Below are 19,602 nucleotides of genomic sequence, written 5' to 3'. Positions count from 1 at the left end.
CCTGCACCCACCATCCGAGGACTACATCTGTGACTGCCGACGTCCGTAACGTCATCATCATCGGGTCCGGTCCGGCCGGCTACACCGCGGCCGTGTACGCCGCCCGAGCCAACCTCGCACCCCTGCTCTTCGAGGGTGCGGTCACGGCTGGTGGCGCGCTGATGAACACCACCGAGGTCGAGAACTTCCCCGGCTTCACCGACGGGATCATGGGCCCCGACCTCATGATGTCGATGCGCGGACAGGCCGAGCGCTTCGGGACCGAGATCGTCACCGACGACGTCGCCTCCGTGCGTCTCGACGGCGAGATCAAGGTCGTCACCGACTCCGAGGGCACCGAGCACCGCGCCCACGCGGTGATCCTCGCGATGGGCTCGGCCTACCGCGAGCTCGGCCTGCCGGACGAGAAGCGCCTGTCCGGCCACGGCGTCAGCTGGTGCGCCACGTGCGACGGCTTCTTCTTCCGCGACCAGGACATCGCGGTCGTGGGTGGTGGCGACTCCGCGATCGAGGAGGCGACCTTCCTCACGAAGTTCGCCCGCTCGGTGACGATCGTCCACCGCCGCGAGGAGCTGCGCGCGAGCAAGATCATGGCCGACCGCGCGCTGGGCAACGACAAGATCCGTTTCGCGTGGAACTCCGAGGTCTCGGCGATCCACGGGCAGGACAAGGTCTCCTCGATCACCCTTCGCGACACCCAGACCGGCGCGGAGCGCGACCTCGACGTCACCGGCCTCTTCGTCGCCATCGGTCACGACCCCCGCAACGAGCTGCTCACGCAGACCACCGACGCGGCGAAGGTCGCCCTCGACGGCGAGGGCTACGTCCTCGCCGAGGGTCGCTCGACCCGCACGAACCTCGACGGGGTCTTCGCCTGCGGCGACCTCGTCGACCACACCTACCGCCAGGCCATCACGGCCGCCGGGTCCGGCTGCTCCGCGGCTCTGGACGCCGAGCGGTGGCTCGCCGAGCGCGAGGAGGCCGGGGCACCGGCCGCCGACCAGTCGCTCATCTCTGAGGAGGACCCGGTCGAGGGCACTGTCGGCGTCCGCTGACATCCTCGGCTCCCTCCCCCTTCGTCACCCCGACGCACACCCCGACCGGAAGGATCACCATGGCTGGCACCAAGCCCACCACCGACGCGACGTTCGAGCAGGACGTCCTGGGCAGCGAGACCCCCGTCCTCGTCGACTTCTGGGCGCCCTGGTGCGGCCCGTGCCGCGCGGTCGCGCCGGTGCTCGAGGAGCTCGCCGGGCAGTACGACGGCAAGCTGTCGATCGTCAAGCTCAACACCGACGAGAACCCCGAGATCACCTCGCGCTACGGGATCACCTCGATCCCCACGATGCACGTCTACAAGAACGGCGAGATCGTCAAGACGCTCGTCGGCGCGATGCCGAAGCCGAAGCTCGTCAAGGAGCTCGAGCCCTTCATCGGCTGACCTCAGGACCACCTGGCGAAGGGGGACCCACCGACTGGTGGGTCCCCCTTCGTCATGCCGAAAACCGTTGCGCTGCAACGGATCTCGCGTCGTCAGACGATGTGGGTGCTGTCCATGCCGATTCGCTCGAGGATCCGGGTGAGGTCGTCCATCGAGGCGAACTCGATGGTCATCCGGCCCTTCTTGGCGCCCATCGAGATCTTCGCGCGGGTGTCGAGGTGGTCGCTCACCGCGGCGCCGAGGTCGTCGAGCTCGGGGGCGGGCAGGCGCGGGGAGGAGCGGCGCGCCTCGCGCTCGGGTTCCATGCCGAGCGCGACGATCTCCTCGACGGTGCGCACGGACAGGCCCTCGGCGACGATGCGCTGCGCGAGGCGCTCCATGCTCGCGCCGTCGGGCAGGGAGAGCAGAGCGCGGGCGTGCCCGGCCGAGAGCACGCCGGCGGCGACGCGGCGGGCGACGAGCGGGGGCAGGCGCAGCAGGCGCAGCGTGTTGCTGATCTGCGGGCGGGAGCGGCCGATGCGGGTGGCCAGCTCGTCCTGGGTGCAGCCGAAGTCGTCGAGCAGCTGCTGGTAGGCGGCCGCCTCCTCGAGCACGTTGAGCTCGGAGCGGTGGAGGTTCTCCAGCAGCGCATCGCGCAGGAGGTCGTCGTCCTCGGTGGCCTTGACGATCGCGGGGATGCTCTCGCGGTCCGCGGCGCGGGTCGCCCGCCAGCGACGCTCACCCATGATGAGCTCGAAGCGCACGCCGTCCTGCACGTCCGCACCCTCGGGGAGGGGACGCACGACGATCGGCTGCAGGACACCGATCTCGCGGATCGAGTGCACCAGCTCGGCCATGTCGTCCTCGTCGAAGACGGTGCGCGGCTGACGCGGGTTGGGCCGGATGGCGTCGACGGGGATCTCGGCGTAGTGCGCACCGGGGACGGGCGCGAGACCGTCCTGCGTGGGGGCGGGCTCGGGGTGCTCCACGTGGTGCGGGGCGTCGTGCGCGGCGGTGGGCTCGCCCGTCGGGGCCTTCTGCGCGGCGGCGAGCATGCCTGCAGCGGTGTTCGGGGCGCTCGAGCCGTCCGTGGGTGCACCTGCGGCGGGACTCGCGTCCCGCTCGGCGAAGAAGACGTCCACCGGCCGGCTGCGCGCCGTGCTGGCGTCGGGGATGAGGGCGCCGAGCCCACGTCCGAGTCCGCGTCGCTTCTCGCTCATTCCTGGCCGTCCTGTCCGTCGGTGCCGACCCCGCGGTCGGCGATCTCAGCTGCGGCCTCGAGGTAGGCCAGGGCCCCAGAGCTCTGGGGGTCGTACGTGATGACCGTCTGGCCGAAGCTCGGTGCCTCGGAGACCCGGACGGAGCGCGGGATGGTCGCCCCGATGACCTCGTCGGGGAAGTGGGTGCGGACCTCCTCGGCGACCTGGCGCGAGAGGTTCGTGCGCCCGTCGTACATCGTCAGCAGGATCGTCGAGACGTGCAGCTCGGGGTTGAGATGCGTCTGGATGAGGTCGATGTTCTTGAGCAGCTGCGAGAGGCCTTCGAGCGCGTAGTACTCGCACTGGATGGGGATGAGCACCTCCTGCGCGGCGACGAAGGCGTTGACCGTCAGCAGGCCGAGGCTCGGCGGGCAGTCGACGACGACGTAGTCGATGCGTCGGTCACCCCGCTCGGCCCGGGTGCGGGCGAGCTGGTCGAGGGCGCCGCGCATCCGTGACTCCCGGGCCACGAGGGAGACGAGCTCGATCTCGGCGCCTGCGAGGTCGATCGTCGCGGGCACGCACCACAGGCCGTCGACGTCGGGGCAGGGCTGCATGACGTCGGCCATCGGCGTGCCCTCGATGAGCACGTCGTAGATGCTCGGGACCTCGGCGTGGTGGTCGATGTTGAGCGCCGTGCTTGCGTTGCCCTGCGGGTCGGTGTCGACGAGCAGGACCGTCAGGCCGTTCTGCGCGAGGGCGGCGGCGAGGTTGACGGCGGTCGTCGTCTTGCCGACCCCGCCCTTCTGGTTCGAGACGGTGATGACGCGCGTGCGGTCCGGCGTGGGGAAGGTCTTCGACGCCAGGCGGGCGCGAGCGCGTTTGTCGGCGTTCACCGCGGCGAGGACCGGTGACTCGTCCTCTGCTGCGTCGTCCACGGCCGCTCCCTTGGGCGCGTCCTCGGCGTCCACCTGGTCGCTCGGCATCGACGTTTCACGTGAAACGGGACTCGCGGCGGCCTGCTCGGGCGACGCGCCGCTCGGTGCAGCCGAGGTGTCCGGCGTGCGCGGCGTCACCCGCTCGCCTTGCCAGCCGATGGGCTCGGACTCCGAGGGGGCCGGCAGTGCGGGCCACCCCATCCCTGGGACGACCTGACGACCGGCGGGTCGATCAGTGGGTGCGGCGTCGTGCACGCTCTCTCCGTTCCTCGATGAAGCCGTCCCATTCAACGTCACCGGGCGACGACACGCCAAAGCGGGTAGATGGGCTCGTGGGGCAGGCCGGTGTGCGTGTGTTTCACGTGAAACACGACGCCTGGCATGCGAACCCATCTCGCGCGGCGCGCTCCGGGCTGGGGGGGCTGCGCAGCCTGTTTCACGTGAAACACCAGCGTGCCAACTCTCCTGGTGCCTCCCGGGGCCTCGATCTTCTCGCTGGCATCGCGCAGAGCAAGCCACGCCCGAACCTTGATCACTACGACCTTTGCTGGTCAACCTCCGTAGGTCGCCCCGCTGAACCCCGCCTTTGATCGAGGTGCGGCGGGCAGGGCGGCTCCACCCCGCCCTGCTGGTCGAGATGCGAAAGGCGCCCCGCGCCCGAGCCTCGAGACGACCGGGCCAGAGGCGTCGTCGTGACCATCCGTCGCGACTTGGGAGCTGAGCACGTCGACCGTGAGCCCATCGCGATCGTCCTGGGTGATTTCGAGCCTCCTTCGTCGCACCTCGACCACCGCCGTCTTCGACCTGACGTCGATACCCGCACCTGGCGCGAGATATACCGCGTGCCAGGTGCACGTATCGACGTCAGGCACCATCGCGAGGATCACGGATGAGACCGTCACGACCTGGTCTGGCGATTGGGCCCGGATGGTTTCGAGGCTCCTTCGTCGCACCTCAACCACCACTGGACTATTCGTCCTGCCTCAACGACCACTGGCTCGTCCCTCGCAACTCACCTACCAACACGCCCAGGGTGTGGTTTAGGGGCTCCTTCGTCACATCAAGCACCACTGGTCCCTTCCCCGCACCTCAACCACCGCTGGCTCGTGCGCCGCACCTCAACCACCACCCGCCCCCACCCGCCCTCAGACGCAGGACGGCCCGTGTTTCACGTGAAACACGGGCCGTCGGGTGCGGTGGGGGTCAGCGTCGGCGGGGGCGCTTCGTCCCGGGCTTGCGGGGGGTGACGGTGCAGTCGACCGTCATCGTGGGCTCGGGGAGCACCTCGCCGCCGTGCTCGCTCACCGCGGCGGCGGTCATGCCGAGCTTGCGCAGGGTCGGCGTCACGGCGTCGAGCTCCTCCTGCGCGGAGCGGCCCTTCATCGCGACGAGCTGCCCGCCGTCGTCGAGCAGCGGGAAGCACCAGCGGGCGAGCTTGTCGAGCCGGGCCACGGCGCGCGCGGTCACGAAGGGGGCGCTGAGCACCCCGTGCATCTCCTCGGCCCGCGCACGGTGCACCGTGACATTATCGAGAGCCAGGTCCGCGACGACCCCGTCCAGCCACTCGGTCCGCCGCATCATCGGCTCGACGAGGTGGATCTCGAGATCGGGTCGGGCGATCGCCATCGCGACGCCGGGCAGCCCTGCGCCGCTGCCGACGTCGACGACCCGGGCCCCGCTGGGGAAGGCGTCCTCGATCACCGCGCAGTTGAGGATGTGCCGCTCCCACAGGATCGGCACCTCGCGCGGACCGATGAGCCCGTGGCTCACCCCGGTGTCGGCGAGGATGTCGGCGAAGGCCGTGGCGCGCGGAAGGCGCTCACCGAAGAACCGGTGAGCGCCTTCCGTGGCCTCAGGGGCGTGGTCCACGAGCAGCTCAGGCGTCGGCGTCGGCCGACGCGTCCTGCTCGTCGTCGGCCTCGGCCTGCGTGCCGGCCTCGGGGATGACGACGACGTAGCGCCGCGGCTCGGTGCCCGAGGACTCCGAGCTCAGGCCGGAGGCGAGGACCTCGTCGTGGACGACCTTGCGCTCGAAGGCCGACATCGGCTCCAGCGAGATCTCCTCGCCGGACTCCCGCGAGCGGCGCACCGCGTCGCGGGCGATCTCGACGAGCTCGGCGCGACGGCCGGCGCGGTGACCGGCGATGTCGAGCATGAGGCGGCTGCGCTCACCGGTGGCCGACTGCACGGCGAGGCGCGTCAGCTCCTGGAGCGAGTCGAGGACCTTGCCGTCGCTGCCGATGAGGCGACGAGGCACGCGGCCGTCCTCGGAGTCGACGATGGCCACCGCGGCCCGGTCGCCGTCGATGTCGAGGTCGATGTCGCCGTCGAGGTCGCAGATGTCGAGCAGCGTCTCGAGGAAGTCGGCGGCGACCTCCCCTTCGCGCACCAGTGCGGACTGACGCGTGCCCGCGGGCGCCTGGCTCGAGGCCTCCTCGGGCGTCGCCTCGGTCGTCGTCTCGGGGGTCGTGGTCTCGGTCATGGGTGGTGCTCCTGTCGCAGGCAAGTCGGGCGCAGCGCCCGGGGGACGAAGGGGGATCAGCTGTCGTTGCGTGGGTTCTTCGTGGCGGTCGCCGTCGACGACGAGCCAGGGGGCGGGCCGGGCTTCTTCTTCGTCCCGTCCTTCTTCGAGCGCTTCTTGCTCTTGGGCTGCACCCGCTGCCCGGAGATGACGCCCTTCTCGCGGAGCTCCTCGGCCATCTCGGCGTCGTGCTCCCGCTCGCGCTCCTCCTCGGGGGTGTCCAGCGGCTTGCCGGCCTTGCGCCGACGCTCGTGCATCGCCCTCTCCGCGGCCGAGCCTGGCGCGGGCATGCGGCGGATGACGTAGAACTGCTGGAGCATCGTCCACAGGTTCGTCGTGAACCAGTAGATGAGGACACCGATCGGGAAGTTGATGCCGGAGACGGCGAAGATGATCGGGAAGAGGTAGAGCATGATCTTCTGCTGCTGGGCGAAGGGGCCCTCGAGCGCAGCGGTCGGCATGTTCTTGCGCATCAGCTGGTGCTGCGTGGTGAAGGTCGTCGCCGACATGAGGATGATGAGCACGACGGTGACGATCTGGACGTTGAGCGTGTTCGCGCCCAGGAAGATGTCGGAGAGCTGGGCCCCGAAGATCGTCGACTTCTCGGCCTCGGCAGCCAGGGCCTTGGTCAGCGGTCCGATGGGCTGACGCTCGCCGCTGGCGATCTCGTCGAGGCCGTTGAGGACGCGGAAGAGGCCGAAGAAGAAGGGCGACTGCACGAGGATCGGCAAGCATGACGCGAGCGGGTTGGTGCCTGTCTCCCGGTAGAGAGACATCATCTCCTGCTGCATCTTCTGCTGGGACTCGGGGTCCTTCTTGCCCTTGTACTTCTTCTGGATCTTCTGCATCTCGGGCTGGATGAGCTGCATCTTGCGCGAGGCGTGGATCTGCTTGACGAAGAGCGGGATGAGCGCCGCACGCATGACGAGCACGAGACCGACGATGGACAGCGTCCACGTCCAGCCGTTGTCGCTCGGCAGACCGATGACGACGAGCAGCTTGTGCCACAGGACGATGATCCAGGCGACCAGCCACTCGAAGGGATACATGATGTCGCTGAAGCTCACGGGGAGGTGATCCTTCGCTGTCGGGGTGCGCCGAGGCGGCGCCGGGAGGTCTGGAGATCGGCCTCGCTGAGGGCCGGGGTGTCGTCACCCAGCCGCGGCCGGGTCAGCTCGGGCGAGCCGCGCTGGGCCCACGTGTCGGGCACGAAGTCGACACCTCCGTGCGACCACGGGTGGCAGCGTCCGATCCGGTGCGCCGCGAGGTACCCACCACGCACCGGCCCGAAGCGGCGCAGCGCGGTGACGGCGTACGCCGAGCACGTCGGGTAGTACCGGCACCTGGCCGGCAGGAGCGGGGAGAGGTAGCGCTGGTAGCCCCGGACGAGCAGGACGAAGGGGGTCGCAGCCCGGCTCCCGCTCATGGCGTGGGCTCCGCGGGAGAGGGCTCGGTCAGGCCCAAGGAGGCCAGGACCGAGCCGAGGGTGCGGCCGATCTGCGCGGAGGTGGCGCTGGCGGAGGCGGGGTTGGCCCGCAGCACGAGGTCGGTCCCGCTCGGCACGGCCGGCAGGAGGGGCGCCACCTGGGCGCGCAGCCGACGCTTGACCCGGTTGCGCACGACCGCGTTGCCCACGGCCTTGGACACGACGACACCGACGCGCGGTGGCAGTGCCGACCGCGCGTCGGTGTGACGGGCGTGGACCACGAGCAGCCGCGAGCCCTGGTGTCGAGCGCCGGAGCCACGGACCGTCGCCGTGAACTCCCCGCGCTCCGTCAGCCGGTGCTGCGCGGGCAACACGGGAGGGTCTGCTCAGGCGGAGAGCTTGGCGCGCCCCTTGGCGCGGCGGTTGGCCAGGATGGCGCGGCCGGCGCGGGTGCGCATGCGCAGACGGAAGCCGTGCGTCTTGGCGCGGCGACGGTTGTTCGGCTGGAAGGTGCGCTTGCTCATCGCGGTACTCCATGTGTCGTCGGACGATCGGGCACGTCCGGGTGGGGTTCGTGGATCAGCCGCGATCGGAGGCCCACGTGGCTCGTCCGCGAGGGACGCGCGATCATGGGCATGCGAAAGCGGCCGATCAGGCCGTCTGCCAGGTTACGGCAGCCCGCTCGACCCGGTCAAACCACGCGAGGGAGCACGCGCGGGCGCGACAAACACCCCAGGGTGCCAGCACCGGCTTCGGCCGCACCCACGACACGCCGACGACATCTCGCAGTTGTGCCGACCGGCTTGCCGGGGGGACGCCGAGTTGTTAGCGTCGCCCTTCATCCCCCTCGGTACCCACAGCCTGTGGACAAGCGTGTGGACACCGGTCTGCCGTGGACGCGAGGATGACGACGACATGTCCGTCGCCCCCGCGGCGAGACCGGCCGGACCGACCGAGGTGGTAGAGCGTGGCTGACGCCGACATGGACTTCGCACAGGTCTGGCGCTCCACCCTCGACTCCCTCGACGCCGATGGCGTGCCCGTGGGCCGCCGCGCCTTCCTCACCCACGCCCAGCTCGTCGGCCTCCTCGACAGCACCGCCCTCATCGCCGTGCCCGACGACTTCAGCAAGGAGTTCGTCGAGCAGCGCCTGCGGATGCAGCTGACCCAGGCCCTGTCCGCCCAGCTCGGGCAGGAGGTGCGGATCGCGGTGACCGTCGACCCGGACCTGCACCAGGACGGCGAGGACCACCTGCCCGAGTCCTCTGCCGACGGGTCGCCGCGCGACGAGGCGGACGTCCTCCCCCTTCGCCAGGGTCTGGCCACGCAGGACCCGCTGCCGGTCGGCGACCCGATGACGACGCGCGAGACGGCGGCCGCCAGCGCTGGACGGGCCGGGCGCGGGGCGACCCAGCCCGAGAGCGTCGAGCTGACCCGGCTCAACCCGAAGTACCTCTTCGACACCTTCGTCATCGGCTCGAGCAACCGCTTCGCCCACGCGGCCGCGGTCGCGGTCGCCGAGGCGCCGGCCAAGGCGTACAACCCGCTCTTCATCTACGGCGAGTCGGGGCTGGGCAAGACCCACCTGCTCCACGCGATCGGTCACTACGCGCGCAACCTCTACCCGCACGTCAAGGTGCGCTACGTGAACTCCGAGGAGTTCACCAACGACTTCATCAACAGCATCCGCGACGACAAGGCGGCCGCCTTCCAGGCCCGCTACCGCGACGTCGACGTGCTGCTCATCGACGACATCCAGTTCTTGTCGGGGAAGATGCAGACGCAGGAGGAGTTCTTCCACACCTTCAACACGCTGCACAACGCCAACAAGCAGGTCGTCATCACCAGCGACGTCAAGCCCAAGCTGCTCCAGGGCTTCGAGGAGCGCATGCGCAGCCGCTTCGAGTGGGGGCTGCTCACCGACGTCCAGCCGCCCGACCTCGAGACGCGGATCGCGATCCTGCGCAAGAAGGCCATCCAGGAGCGCCTGTCGGTGCCCGACGAGGTCCTCGAGTTCATCGCCAGCCGGATCTCGACGAACATCCGCGAGCTCGAGGGCGCGCTCATCCGCGTCACCGCCTTCGCCAGCCTCAACCGGCAGCCGGTCGACCTCGGTCTGGCCCAGATCGTGCTCAAGGACCTCATCCCCCACGAGGCGCCCAACGAGATCGATGCCGCGACGATCATGGCGCAGACCGCGGCCTACTTCGGTCTGACGATCGAGGACCTCCAGGGCGCCTCGCGCAGCCGCGTGCTCGTGACCGCCCGGCAGATCGCCATGTACCTGTGCCGCGAGCTCACCGATGCCTCGCTGCCCCAGATCGGCAAGCTCTTCGGCGGGCGCGACCACACGACCGTCATGCACGCGAACCGCAAGATCGGCGAGCTCATGGCCGAGCGGCGCGCGATCTACAACCAGGTCACCGAGCTGACCAACCGCATCAAGCAGCAGGCGAACAGCTAGACCGCCGTGCCGGCGCCGCCGCGAGACCCGACGACGGGTCGCGGCCGTCCTGGCGACCCTGTCCACAGCAGTTGTCCACACCTGTGTGAAGAGTGCCCCTCCTCTGCCGTCCCCACCGCCGGCGACCGGGTCGAGGCACGTTGTCCCCCGAGTTGTCCACAGATCCACAGGCTGTGGACAACTCTGTGCACCCAGCGATCGCGGTGCAGACGCACGCAACACGCCCGGTCCCGTCCACAACCTCGCCACGAGCCGCACGTGTCCACACACCTGTGGACAGCCGACGCCACCGTCGAGGGCCCCGGACGCCACGAGATCGGTGCACATCCCTGCGGACGAGCCTGTGGACAGCTGTGGACGGACCGGGAGCGCATGAGGACGCGCCTGCGCCGTCCACACCCCCCACCCGGTCGTGCACAGCTGCGTCGACAGGTCGTCCACACCCCACCGCGGACGCAGATCCGCCCCACGAGCGGGCTGCAGGCCCCTCGCAGCGGGTTGTCCCCACTGTCCACACGACCTATGACAACGATGAGTCCTCTCCACCTCATCTCCCGTCCCCACGCATGGCGGACCGACCTGCTGTGGATCTAGGGTTGGGCTCCCGTGCGGTGATCATGCGAGCCGAGACGGGTGACACACTTGTCATCGCACACGCGCGGAGGCTCCGCGCGGGAAATGGGTAGGTACTCGTGAAGTTCCGCGTCGAGCGTGACGTCCTCGCCGAGGCGGTCACCTGGGTTGCTCGTGGTCTGCCGGCCCGCCCGCCGGTCCCCGTCCTCGCCGGTGTCCTCGTCTCCGCCGACGAAGGGGGGACGGTCACCCTCTCGGCCTTCGACTACGAGGTCTCCGCCCGGATCACCGTCGCCGCGGACGTCGAGGAGTCCGGCACCGTGCTCGTGCTCGGTCGTCTGCTCGCCGACATCTCCCGCAACCTCCCGGGCCGACCCGTCGACGTCTCCACCGAGGGCACGAAGGTCCAGGTGACGTGCGGCAGCTCGCGCTTCGCCCTCCTGCAGATGCCGGCCGACGAGTACCCCACGCTGCCCACCGCGCCCGAGGGCTCGGGCTCGATCGACGGCAGCGTCTTCACCCAGGCCGTCGCCCAGGTCTCCATCGCCGCCGACCGCGGCGACTCGCTGCCGATCCTCACCGGCGTGCGTGTCGAGGTCGACCGCGACCGGATGACCCTGCTCGCCACCGACCGCTACCGCCTCGCGATGCGCGAGATCACGTGGTCGCCGCGGACCTCCGACGCCAGCCACGTCGCCCTCATCCCGGCACGGACCCTCTCCGAGACCGCCCGCTCGCTCGGCGCCGTCGGCACGATCGACGTCGCCCTCGGCAGCGCGGCAGGCGGTGACGGGCTCGTCGGCTTCGAGGCCGGGCAGCGCCGCACGACCTCCCGGCTGCTCGACGGCGAGTACCCGAAGGTCGCCAAGATCTTCCCGACGAGCAGCGAGACCGAGGCCGTCATCGCGACCGCGGATCTCATCGAGGCGGTCAAGCGCGTCGCCCTCGTCGCCGAGCGCACCACCCCGGTGCGCCTGCGCTTCTCCGAGGGCCAGCTGGCCATCGAGGCCGGTACCGGCGAGGACGCCCAGGCCTCCGAGGCGCTCGAGGCGAGCGTCACCGGCCCGGACATCGCCGTGGCCTTCAACCCCGGCTACCTCCTCGACGGGCTCGGGGTGCTCGGCACCGAGTGGACCCGGATGTCCTTCACCGGCGCGCTCAAGGCCGCGATGATCACGGGTCAGACGAGCCAGGACGGCGAGCTCGACACGACCTACCGCTACGTCCTGCAGCCCGTGCGACTCGCCGGCTGACCCCCTTCGCCCGGCCCGCCGCGCGCGGGCGGGGCACCCCGCACCCCCGACCCGAACGTCGACACACCAAGGAGCACCTCATGCAGCTGGGACTCATCGGCCTGGGCAAGATGGGCGGCAACATGCGCGAGCGCATCCGCCGCGCCGGTCACGAGGTCGTCGGGTACGACCGCGACCAGTCCATCTCGGACAGCACGAGCGTCCAGGACATGATCGACCAGCTCGAGGCGCCCCGGGTCGTGTGGGTCATGGTGCCGGCCGGTGAGATCACCCGCTCCGTCGTCGCCGACCTCGCCGAGCGCCTCGACGAGGGCGACCTCGTCATCGACGGCGGCAACTCCCGCTTCAGCGACGACGCCGTGCACGCCGAGATGCTCAAGGCGCAGGGTGTCGGGTACCTCGACTGCGGGGTGTCCGGCGGCATCTGGGGTCTCGAGAACGGCTACGGCCTCATGGTCGGCGGGCTGAAGAAGCACGTCACCCGGGCGATGCCGATCTTCGACGCGCTGCGCCCCGAGGGCCCGCGCGACGAGGGCTTCGTGCACGCCGGTGCCGTCGGCGCCGGCCACTACGTGAAGATGGTCCACAACGGCATCGAGTACGGCCTCATGCACGCCTACGCCGAGGGCTACGAGCTGCTCGAGAAGAAGGACATCGTCACCGACGTGCCCGGTGCCTTCAAGGCGTGGAGCCGTGGCACCGTCGTGCGCTCCTGGCTGCTCGACCTCATGGTCAAGGCGCTCGAGGAGAACCCCACGCTCGACGACGTCTCCGACTACACCGCCGACTCGGGCGAGGGCCGCTGGACCGTCGAGGAGGCCATCGCCAACTCCGTGCCCATGCCCGTCATCTCGGCCTCGCTCTTCGCCCGCTTCGCCTCGCGCCAGGACTCCAGCCCGACGATGCAGGCCGTCGCCGCGCTGCGCGGCCAGTTCGGCGGGCACCAGGTGATGACGACCGCCGAGGGCGAGCAGCTGCGCGCCGAGGCCGCGGCCGGTCCGAAGGACGCGAAGACCACCCAGCGCAAGGCCGCGAAGAAGGAGAAGCCGACGAAGGACGCCGGCACCGCGCAGGCGAAGGGGCGCAAGGCCGCCTCGGCCGGCCCCTCCTCGGGCAGCGGCAGCACCGGCGGCTCGAAGGGCCCGACGTCGGGCACCCGCTCCACCCGCAGCTCCAGCTGAGGTGCACGTCCGGCACCTCACGGTCGGGGACTTCCGCAGCTACGCGGCGGCCGATCTCGCCCTGGAGCCGGGCATCACGACCCTTGTCGGGCTCAACGGGCAGGGCAAGACCAACCTCGTCGAGGCGATCGGGTACCTCGCGACCCTCTCAAGCCACCGGGTGAGCACCGACCAGCCGCTCGTGCGGGTCGGTGCCGAGCGGGCGATCATCCGCGCCGCGGTGGTGCGCGACGGTCGCGAGCAGGTCGTCGAGCTCGAGATCAACCCGGGCCGGGCCAACCGGGCGAAGCTCGGGCGCTCGCCGCTCCCCCGCACCCGGGACGTCCTGGGCGCCGTGCGCTCCGTGCTCTTCGCCCCCGAGGACCTCGCCCTCGTCAAGGGCGACCCCGACCAGCGCCGCCGCTTCCTCGACGACCTGCTCGTCCAGCGCCAGCCGCGCTGGGCGGGGGTCCGGGGCGACTACGACAAGGTCGTGCGCCAGCGCTCGGCCCTGCTCAAGCAGGCCGGCGCCGACAAGCGCGGCCGGGGCCGTCGGGCCCGGGTGCCCGAGGGCGTCGACCCGGGCGCCGCCCGCGAGGAGGCGATGCGCACCCTCGACATCTGGGACGACCGGCTCGCCACCGTCGGGGCACAGCTGCTGTACGCCCGCCTGCGCCTGCTCACCGACCTCGTCCCCCACCTCACCCAGACCTACGGCGAGGTGAGCGCCAGCGTCAGCGAGGCGACCGCCCGCTACCGCTCCTCGATCCCGGGCCCCGTCGGCGAGGCGCTCGCCGAGGGCTTCGAGAGCGCGCAGGACGTGCCGCCGGTCGAGCGGCTGCGCGAGGAGCTGCTCGAGGGGATGGCGCAGGTGCGTGACCAGGAGCTCGACCGCGGCGTGAGCCTCGTCGGGCCGCACCGCGACGACATCACCCTGGCGCTGGGCGAGATGCCGGCGAAGGGGTACGCGAGCCACGGCGAGTCGTGGTCCTTCGCCCTGGGGCTGCGCCTCGCGGCCTACCGCCTGCTCCAGCACGACCTCGACGACGACCCCGTCCTCGTGCTCGACGACGTCTTCGCCGAGCTCGACTCGGGCCGCCGGACCCGCCTCGCGGGTCTCGTCGCCGGCTCCGAGCAGGTGCTCATCACCGCTGCCGTCGGTGCCGACGTGCCAGAGGAGCTCAGCGGTGCCCGCTTCGCGGTGACGAAGGGGGAGGTCAGCCCGGCATGAGCGGGTCGAGCGAGGAGCCCGGGGCCGGGGCGCACGGAGGTCTCGGCGCCGGTCACGACGACGCCGCGCAGGACGAGGGTGCCACGCAGGACGAGGCGCTCGGCGAGGTCGAGGACGCCGCGGCCACGGCCCTGTCGCGGGCGCGGGCCGTCGCCGCGGGCCGCGGGCTGCGCCCGGGCATGAAGCCGCGCCGACGCCGGGTGCGTCGGGGGATGGAGCCGGAAGGGTCGGCGATCCCCACCGGGCGCGACCCCGAGCTGCTCGGCGACCAGATCGAGCGGATGATCGCCGACCGCGGGTGGCGCACCGACGTCGCGGCAGGCTCGGTGATGTCGCGCTGGCCGGATCTCGTCGGGTCGCAGGTCGCCGAGCACAGCGCTCCGGTGTCCTTCGAGGACGGCGTCCTCACGGTGCGCGCGGACTCGACGGCGTGGGCCACCCAGCTGCGGCTGCTCACCTCGAGCATCCTCGGCCGGCTCGCGGAGGAGGTCGGCCCCGAGACGGTGGTCGAGCTGCGGGTCGTCGGGCCGAGCGCACCGTCGTGGAAGAAGGGCCCGCGCCGGGCCCCGGGCATGCGCGGCCCGCGCGACACCTACGGCTGAGCCGGGCGAGCCGCCGGTCGCCGCCCACGGAGGCGGTCCTGGCCCGACGTTCCGCACGCGCGAACGCGCGTGGAGGCTCCCCCCTTCGCCCGGGCACTCTCACGGGGAGAGCGGCGCTGGTGCCGCCGTCGACCGACCGCGAAGGAGCGCCGGTGCCCCACGTGTCCATCCCCGCGCTGGACGAGGTCGTGTACCTCGAGCCGGACGAGACGGTGCTGTCCGGCCTGTACAAGGCCGGGTACGCCTACACCGTGGGGTGCAAGCGCGGGGGCTGCGGCGTCTGCAAGCTCGACGTCCTCGAGGGCGACTTCACCTACAACCGGCCGGTCGCCGACTCCGTCGTGAGCGCGGACGAGCGCACCGACGGGACCTGCCTGAGCTGCCGAGCCGTCCCGGACTCGGACATCACCATCCAGATGCGCACGAGCGAGCTGCGCCTGGTCAACCCGATCCTCCGCCAGATCAACGCCAAGGCGCGCGAGCGCGCCCAGGCGCTGGCGGCCGGCACCGAGAAGGAGTAACCCATGGGAATCATGCGTCTGGGGTACGCGCACGTGCGCGTCACCGACATGGCCGAGGCCAAGGACCACTACGCGAGCACGCTCGGCCTGTACGAGACCCACTCGGACACGGCCGCCGACGGTGCCAAGCGCACCTTCTACAAGGGCTGGGACGAGTGGGACCACCACTCCCTCGTCCTCGAGGAGGGCGGCGTCGGCGTCGTCAAGTACGGCTGGAAGGTCGAGCACGAGTCCGACATCGACGACATCGAGTCCAAGGCGAAGGCCTTCGGCCTGACCGTCGAGCGGATGGCGAAGGGGGAGAACCCCGAGATCGGCGACGGCATCCGCTTCACCACCCCGAGCGAGCACGTCTTCGAGGTCTACCACCAGGCCACGGCGTACGGCACCGAGGTCGGCTCGCACAACCCCGACGCCTTCCCCCGTCACCTCGTCGGTATCGGCGCCCCCGCGCTCGACCACTCGCTCATCACGACCGAGGACCCGAAGCTCATGGAGCGCATGCTCAAGGACGTCTTCGGCTTCTACGCGACCGAGCGGGTGCAGACCAGCCTCGACGAGGACCACGACCTCGTCGGCACGTGGATGACGTCGAACAACCAGATCCACCAGCTGGCTGTCATCGGCGGACCGCAGGGCAAGCTGCACCACTTCGCCTTCCGCCTCGACAGCTGGAACGACGTCGGCCGTGCGGCGGACCTTATGACGATGGACGACGTGCCGATCGACGTCACCCCGACCCGCCACGGGATCACCCGCGGCCAGACGGTCTACTTCTTCGACCCGTCGGGCAACCGCAACGAGGTCTTCTCCGGCGGCTACCTCGCCTTCCCGGACCGCCCGACGACGGTGTGGACGGTCGACCAGATCGGCAGGGGGATCTTCTACCACTCCCGCGAGCTCAACGAGCGCTTCACCACCGTCCTCACGTGAGCGGGGCGCACGACGCGCACACCCGGACGTCGGCGACGCTCACGCTCGCCGGCGCCCGGGCCGCGGTCGACGCCGCGCTGACGCAGGCCGCCGCGATCGGGGCGTCGATGAACGTCGCGGTCGTCGACCCCGGCGGCGCCCTGCTCGCCTTCGCCCGGATGGACGGGGCCTTCGCCGGATCCGGCGACATCGCGAGGGACAAGGCGCGCACCGTCGTCTGCTTCGGCGGGGCCCCGACCGACGAGCTGTACGCGGCGATCGAGGGCGAGCCCGCGGTCCGCGACGGCATCGCCGGTCGTGAGGGCGTCGCGGCCTTCGGCGGCGGCGTCCCGGTGGTCGTCGACGGCGAGCTCGTCGGCGCCGTCGGTGCCTCGGGCGGGAGCGCAGCGCAGGACAAGCAGGTCGCCCGGGCCGGCGCCGACGCCGTGCGCTGACCCCCTTCGCCCCCGCGCTACGGCGCAGGACTGGTCGCGATCACGACCAGTACTGCGTGGTAGCCCGCGGCAGAGCGGGGGGCATCGCGACCCAGGACGTACGAAGGGGGACCCACCAGGTGGTGGGTCCCCCTTCGGCATGCCCGGGGTGGGCTGCGCGAAGGGGTGGGGCGGGCGAAGGGGCGGAGGGGGCGAAGGGGTCAGGCGGCGCGGGCGGCGGTCTGGCTCGGGAGCTCGCCGAAGCGGCGCTTGTAGTCGGCGGCGAAGCGGCCCATGTGGTGCAGGCCCCAGCGCATCGCGACATCGGTGACCGGGCCGGCGCCGGCGGCGAGGTCGACGCGCACCCGGTCGAGGCGCAGGTCGTGCAGGTAGGCCAGCGGCGAGGTGCCGACGTGCTCGCGGAAGGCCTGCTGCAGCCGGCGCACGCTGCACCCGGCGATCTCGGCGAGGTCGGCCGGCGACCACGGCCGGGAGGGGTCGGCCTCCATCGCCTCGACGGCGCGGTGCACCGGGCGGGGCCGGGTGCTCGTCAGCGAGTCCTCGGGCACCGCCGCGAGGAGCAGCCCGGTGACGAGCATGCTCGAGACGGACTCGGCGACGCGGGGGTCGCGGTAGAGCACGCCGCCGCAGTCGCGGGCGTTGCGCAGGGTCGTGCGGGCCATCGCCACCCAGGCGCGCCCCTCGGGGCCGCTGAGGTCGACGACCCGGGGCAGGACGAGCCCCTTGCGGGCGAGCACCCGCTCGCTCTCGCGGGCGAGGTAGTCCTCGTCGACGCGCAGCCCGAGCACGTCGCTGTCGGGGGTCCAGGCCGGCAGCCGGGCCGGGGTATCGGCGGGGAAGATCGCGGCCTGGCCGGGCTCGGTCGTCACCGACGTGCCGCCGAGGACGGACTCCATCGAGCCGCGCAGCTGGAGGTTGATCGCGACGGCGCCGGCGTGGTCGGTCGAGATGTCGACGGTGGCGCCGAAGCGGATGTGCGCGACGCGGACGAGGGAGAGGTCGACGACCTCGAGCTCGGAGCGGGCGGCAGAGCCCTCGGAGCGCGGCCTCAGGGCATGCGGGAAGTAGGCGTCGGCGACCGCGTCGTGCACGCCCTCCCAGTCGGAGAAGGTGGGCGTGCTCTCATGGAGGTGCCGCATCGCACCTCACCTCCTTCGTCTCGTGAGTATGAGCACCCGGGGGGTGCCCGGGGAAGCGATCGCCGAGACGCGTTCCGCACCGGGGAACGTCCCGGCCTGCCTCGACCGGACGAAGAACCCCGGCGCGAAGGGGGCGGCAAGCCCGCCCGTGAGGGTGGGTGCGCTCCCCGGACAGCGGCTGCGCTCAGCGGATCGTGCCCGCGCCCACCCGCTCCTAACGTCCCTCTCACGCCGTGCAACGACGCCGGCGACGTGCCCTCCCTTCGCCGGGAGCCACGCAACGCAACGGACCGAGGAGTCAGCACGATGACCCCCTTCATGCTCCGAGTGGCAGACGTGGTCGGCGTGGACGCCGACGACCAGCCCGACGTGGGCGCGATCGCGCCGATGCCGACCACCCGCATCAGCCAGCGGATCTCCACGGGCACCGGCGCCGACCGGCACGTCGCCATCCGCTCCCTCGCCGAGCAGCTGCTGTGCGAGGCCAACGCGGTGCTCGGCCCGCAGCGCCACCACCTCTCCCTCGTCGACGAGACGCTGCCCAGCGAGCTCGCCTTCGAGGTGCGCATGGACGAGCGGGCCGCCCGCATCTCCACCACCTTCGAGGACGGCATCGCCTACGGGCGCCTCGTCGGCCAGGGCTTCGACAGCGAGCTCCCGCAGGAGCTCGACAGCGCGGACGCCCTGCCCGACCTGCTCGTCCGACTCATCGTCGAGGCCGGGGCGCACCGCCCCGTCGCCTCCTGACCCACGCCCACCCAGGAGGACACCGTGCAGTACGAGCTGAAGACGCAGGTCATCGAGACCCAGCGCCACACCTTCGACCACGTCGCCGCGATCTTCGGCGACCGGCCGGCCACCCGGTACCAGGAGGGCTCGGTCAACATCCAGCCCAAGGAGAACTTCCACTACGCCCCGATGTGGGCGCCGCAGGCCCAGCTGTACGGCGACGACTTCAGCGCCTTCGTCCTCAGCGACCCCAACGCCTTCCTCGACCCGCGGCAGTACTACTACGCGCCGTACGTCGCCAACCGCGCCGAGGCCTACGACAGCTTCAAGACCTCGCTGGACTACATCGAGGACCGCGACCTGCTCGGCCGGCTGCCCCAGGACTGGAAGGACGTCGTCTCCGAGGTCGTCATCCCGATGCGCCACTACGAGAGCGGCGCGCAGCTGATCCTCACGGCGGCGGCCCGCTTCAGCAACGGCTCGGCCCTGGCCCAGTGCCTCAGCTACGCCGGCTTCGACCGCACCGGCAACGCCCAGGTCATCTCCCGGATCGGCATCGCACTGGGCGGCGGCACGGCCGACCAGCTCGCGACGGCGAAGACGACGTGGCTCGAGGACGACGCGCTGCAGCCGCTGCGCGAGCACATGGAGAAGACGATCTGCGTCGACGACTGGGGCATCGGGCTCGTCACCCTCTACGTCCTCGACGAGATGCTCTACGACCTGCTCTACGTGCACCTCGAGGACAAGGCCGTCACCGGAGGCGCACCGGCGTACTCGCTGGCGATGCAGCACCTCGCCGGCTGGCTCGCCGAGCAGCGCACGTGGATCGAGAAGCTCTTCGTCACGTGGCGCGAGGACCCGCGGACCGGTGCGAAGAACACCGAGCTGCTCGCCTCGACCGTCGAGGAGGCCCTCGGCTCGGCCGAGATCGCCCTTCGCCCCGTCGCCGAGAAGATCGACCGCCTGCTCGACGCCGGCGCCGTCGAGGCGCTTGCGGCCAAGGCCGAGCAGCTGCGCGCCGCCCACGTCGTCCCCACGACCGCCTGAGGAGGCACC

21 protein-coding genes are annotated in these 19,602 nt (G+C 71.2%); 12 read left to right on the top strand and 9 right to left on the bottom strand.

From position 1 onward, the window contains the following. The first annotated feature begins 29 nt into the window (after positions 1-29). Positions 30-1,055: a thioredoxin-disulfide reductase gene (gene trxB / locus ABIB53_RS14455; RefSeq protein ID WP_354588681.1), complete on the top strand. Its 1,026-nt coding sequence runs from the start codon at positions 30-32 to the stop codon at positions 1,053-1,055. A gap of 59 nt (positions 1,056-1,114) precedes the next feature. Continuing rightward, positions 1,115-1,441 carry a thioredoxin gene (gene trxA, locus ABIB53_RS14450; RefSeq protein ID WP_354588680.1) on the top strand — a complete coding sequence of 109 codons (327 nt, stop codon included), beginning with the start codon at positions 1,115-1,117 and terminating at the stop codon, positions 1,439-1,441. A 92-nt stretch (positions 1,442-1,533) separates the two neighbouring features. Here the strand turns inward: trxA and ABIB53_RS14445 are convergent, their stop codons facing one another. The 8 genes from ABIB53_RS14445 to rpmH form a co-directional block, all read right to left on the bottom strand. Continuing rightward, on the bottom strand, positions 1,534-2,640 hold the full coding sequence (locus ABIB53_RS14445) for a ParB/RepB/Spo0J family partition protein (protein WP_354588679.1): 1,107 nt from the start codon (positions 2,638-2,640) through the stop codon (positions 1,534-1,536). Beyond that, positions 2,637-3,557, bottom strand: coding sequence for a ParA family protein (locus ABIB53_RS14440; RefSeq protein WP_502914653.1), 921 nt, complete (start codon positions 3,555-3,557; stop codon positions 2,637-2,639). Before ABIB53_RS14440 ends, ABIB53_RS14445 begins: the two co-directional genes overlap by 4 nt. Before the next feature lie 1,203 nt (positions 3,558-4,760). Then, entirely contained in the window at positions 4,761-5,426 is a 666-nt protein-coding gene (gene rsmG / locus ABIB53_RS14435; protein WP_354588678.1) for a 16S rRNA (guanine(527)-N(7))-methyltransferase RsmG, read from the bottom strand. Between the two features lie 7 nt (positions 5,427-5,433). Then, positions 5,434-6,039, bottom strand: a complete 606-nt coding sequence (locus ABIB53_RS14430; RefSeq protein ID WP_229299700.1) for a Jag family protein — start codon at positions 6,037-6,039, stop codon at positions 5,434-5,436. Positions 6,040-6,095: 56 nt separating this feature from the next. After that, positions 6,096-7,145, bottom strand: coding sequence for a membrane protein insertase YidC (gene yidC, locus ABIB53_RS14425; RefSeq protein ID WP_354588677.1), 1,050 nt, complete (start codon positions 7,143-7,145; stop codon positions 6,096-6,098). Then, complete coding sequence (yidD, locus tag ABIB53_RS14420) at positions 7,142-7,504, bottom strand: membrane protein insertion efficiency factor YidD (protein WP_201468136.1); 363 nt, start codon at positions 7,502-7,504, stop codon at positions 7,142-7,144. The genes yidC and yidD overlap by 4 nt, the downstream gene beginning before the upstream one ends. Continuing rightward, positions 7,501-7,878, bottom strand: a complete 378-nt coding sequence (gene rnpA / locus ABIB53_RS14415) for a ribonuclease P protein component (RefSeq protein WP_354588676.1) — start codon at positions 7,876-7,878, stop codon at positions 7,501-7,503. The genes yidD and rnpA overlap by 4 nt, the downstream gene beginning before the upstream one ends. Before the next feature lie 12 nt (positions 7,879-7,890). Beyond that, positions 7,891-8,028 carry a 50S ribosomal protein L34 gene (gene rpmH, locus ABIB53_RS14410; protein WP_068270888.1) on the bottom strand — a complete coding sequence of 46 codons (138 nt, stop codon included), beginning with the start codon at positions 8,026-8,028 and terminating at the stop codon, positions 7,891-7,893. Positions 8,029-8,471: 443 nt separating this feature from the next. Here rpmH and dnaA point away from each other — a divergent pair, with 443 nt between their 5' ends. From dnaA to ABIB53_RS14370, 8 genes are all read left to right on the top strand, one after another. Next, positions 8,472-9,968: a chromosomal replication initiator protein DnaA gene (dnaA, locus tag ABIB53_RS14405; protein WP_372456508.1), complete on the top strand. Its 1,497-nt coding sequence runs from the start codon at positions 8,472-8,474 to the stop codon at positions 9,966-9,968. A gap of 692 nt (positions 9,969-10,660) precedes the next feature. Next, positions 10,661-11,794, top strand: coding sequence for a DNA polymerase III subunit beta (dnaN, locus tag ABIB53_RS14400; protein ID WP_068270893.1), 1,134 nt, complete (start codon positions 10,661-10,663; stop codon positions 11,792-11,794). Further along, positions 11,791-12,975 (top strand): phosphogluconate dehydrogenase (NAD(+)-dependent, decarboxylating), encoded by a 1,185-nt coding sequence (gene gnd, locus ABIB53_RS14395; protein ID WP_354588708.1) that lies wholly within the window; start codon positions 11,791-11,793, stop codon positions 12,973-12,975. The genes dnaN and gnd overlap by 4 nt, the downstream gene beginning before the upstream one ends. A 1-nt stretch (position 12,976) precedes the next feature. Continuing rightward, on the top strand, positions 12,977-14,185 hold the full coding sequence (recF, locus tag ABIB53_RS14390; RefSeq protein WP_354588675.1) for a DNA replication/repair protein RecF: 1,209 nt from the start codon (positions 12,977-12,979) through the stop codon (positions 14,183-14,185). Then, on the top strand, positions 14,182-14,787 hold the full coding sequence (locus ABIB53_RS14385) for a DciA family protein (RefSeq protein WP_354588674.1): 606 nt from the start codon (positions 14,182-14,184) through the stop codon (positions 14,785-14,787). The genes recF and ABIB53_RS14385 overlap by 4 nt, the downstream gene beginning before the upstream one ends. 152 nt (positions 14,788-14,939) lie before the next feature. Beyond that, positions 14,940-15,308, top strand: coding sequence for a 2Fe-2S iron-sulfur cluster-binding protein (locus tag ABIB53_RS14380; RefSeq protein ID WP_354588673.1), 369 nt, complete (start codon positions 14,940-14,942; stop codon positions 15,306-15,308). A 3-nt stretch (positions 15,309-15,311) separates the two neighbouring features. Then, positions 15,312-16,241 carry a catechol 2,3-dioxygenase gene (locus ABIB53_RS14375; protein WP_123093626.1) on the top strand — a complete coding sequence of 310 codons (930 nt, stop codon included), beginning with the start codon at positions 15,312-15,314 and terminating at the stop codon, positions 16,239-16,241. Further along, the gene (locus tag ABIB53_RS14370) at positions 16,238-16,675 is read left to right on the top strand and encodes a GlcG/HbpS family heme-binding protein (protein ID WP_354588672.1); all 438 of its coding nucleotides are present in this window, start codon (positions 16,238-16,240) and stop codon (positions 16,673-16,675) included. Before ABIB53_RS14375 ends, ABIB53_RS14370 begins: the two co-directional genes overlap by 4 nt. Positions 16,676-16,875: 200 nt before the next feature. Here the strand turns inward: ABIB53_RS14370 and ABIB53_RS14365 are convergent, their stop codons facing one another. Further along, complete coding sequence (locus tag ABIB53_RS14365) at positions 16,876-17,814, bottom strand: AraC family transcriptional regulator (RefSeq protein WP_354588671.1); 939 nt, start codon at positions 17,812-17,814, stop codon at positions 16,876-16,878. Positions 17,815-18,159: 345 nt separating this feature from the next. Here ABIB53_RS14365 and ABIB53_RS14360 point away from each other — a divergent pair, with 345 nt between their 5' ends. Together ABIB53_RS14360 and ABIB53_RS14355 are read left to right on the top strand one after the other, a co-directional pair. Then, positions 18,160-18,561 (top strand): hypothetical protein, encoded by a 402-nt coding sequence (locus tag ABIB53_RS14360; RefSeq protein WP_251720055.1) that lies wholly within the window; start codon positions 18,160-18,162, stop codon positions 18,559-18,561. Between the two features lie 24 nt (positions 18,562-18,585). Next, complete coding sequence (locus tag ABIB53_RS14355) at positions 18,586-19,593, top strand: ferritin family protein (RefSeq protein WP_354588670.1); 1,008 nt, start codon at positions 18,586-18,588, stop codon at positions 19,591-19,593. Positions 19,594-19,602: the final 9 nt, after the last annotated feature.

The sequence above is a fragment of the Janibacter sp. UYMM211 genome (assembly GCF_040547045.1).
GTDB classification, from domain to species: Bacteria; Actinomycetota; Actinomycetes; order Actinomycetales; family Dermatophilaceae; genus Marihabitans; species Marihabitans melonis.
Note: the sequence above shows the minus strand (reverse complement) of the source record. Positions and strands in the feature narration are given on the sequence as shown.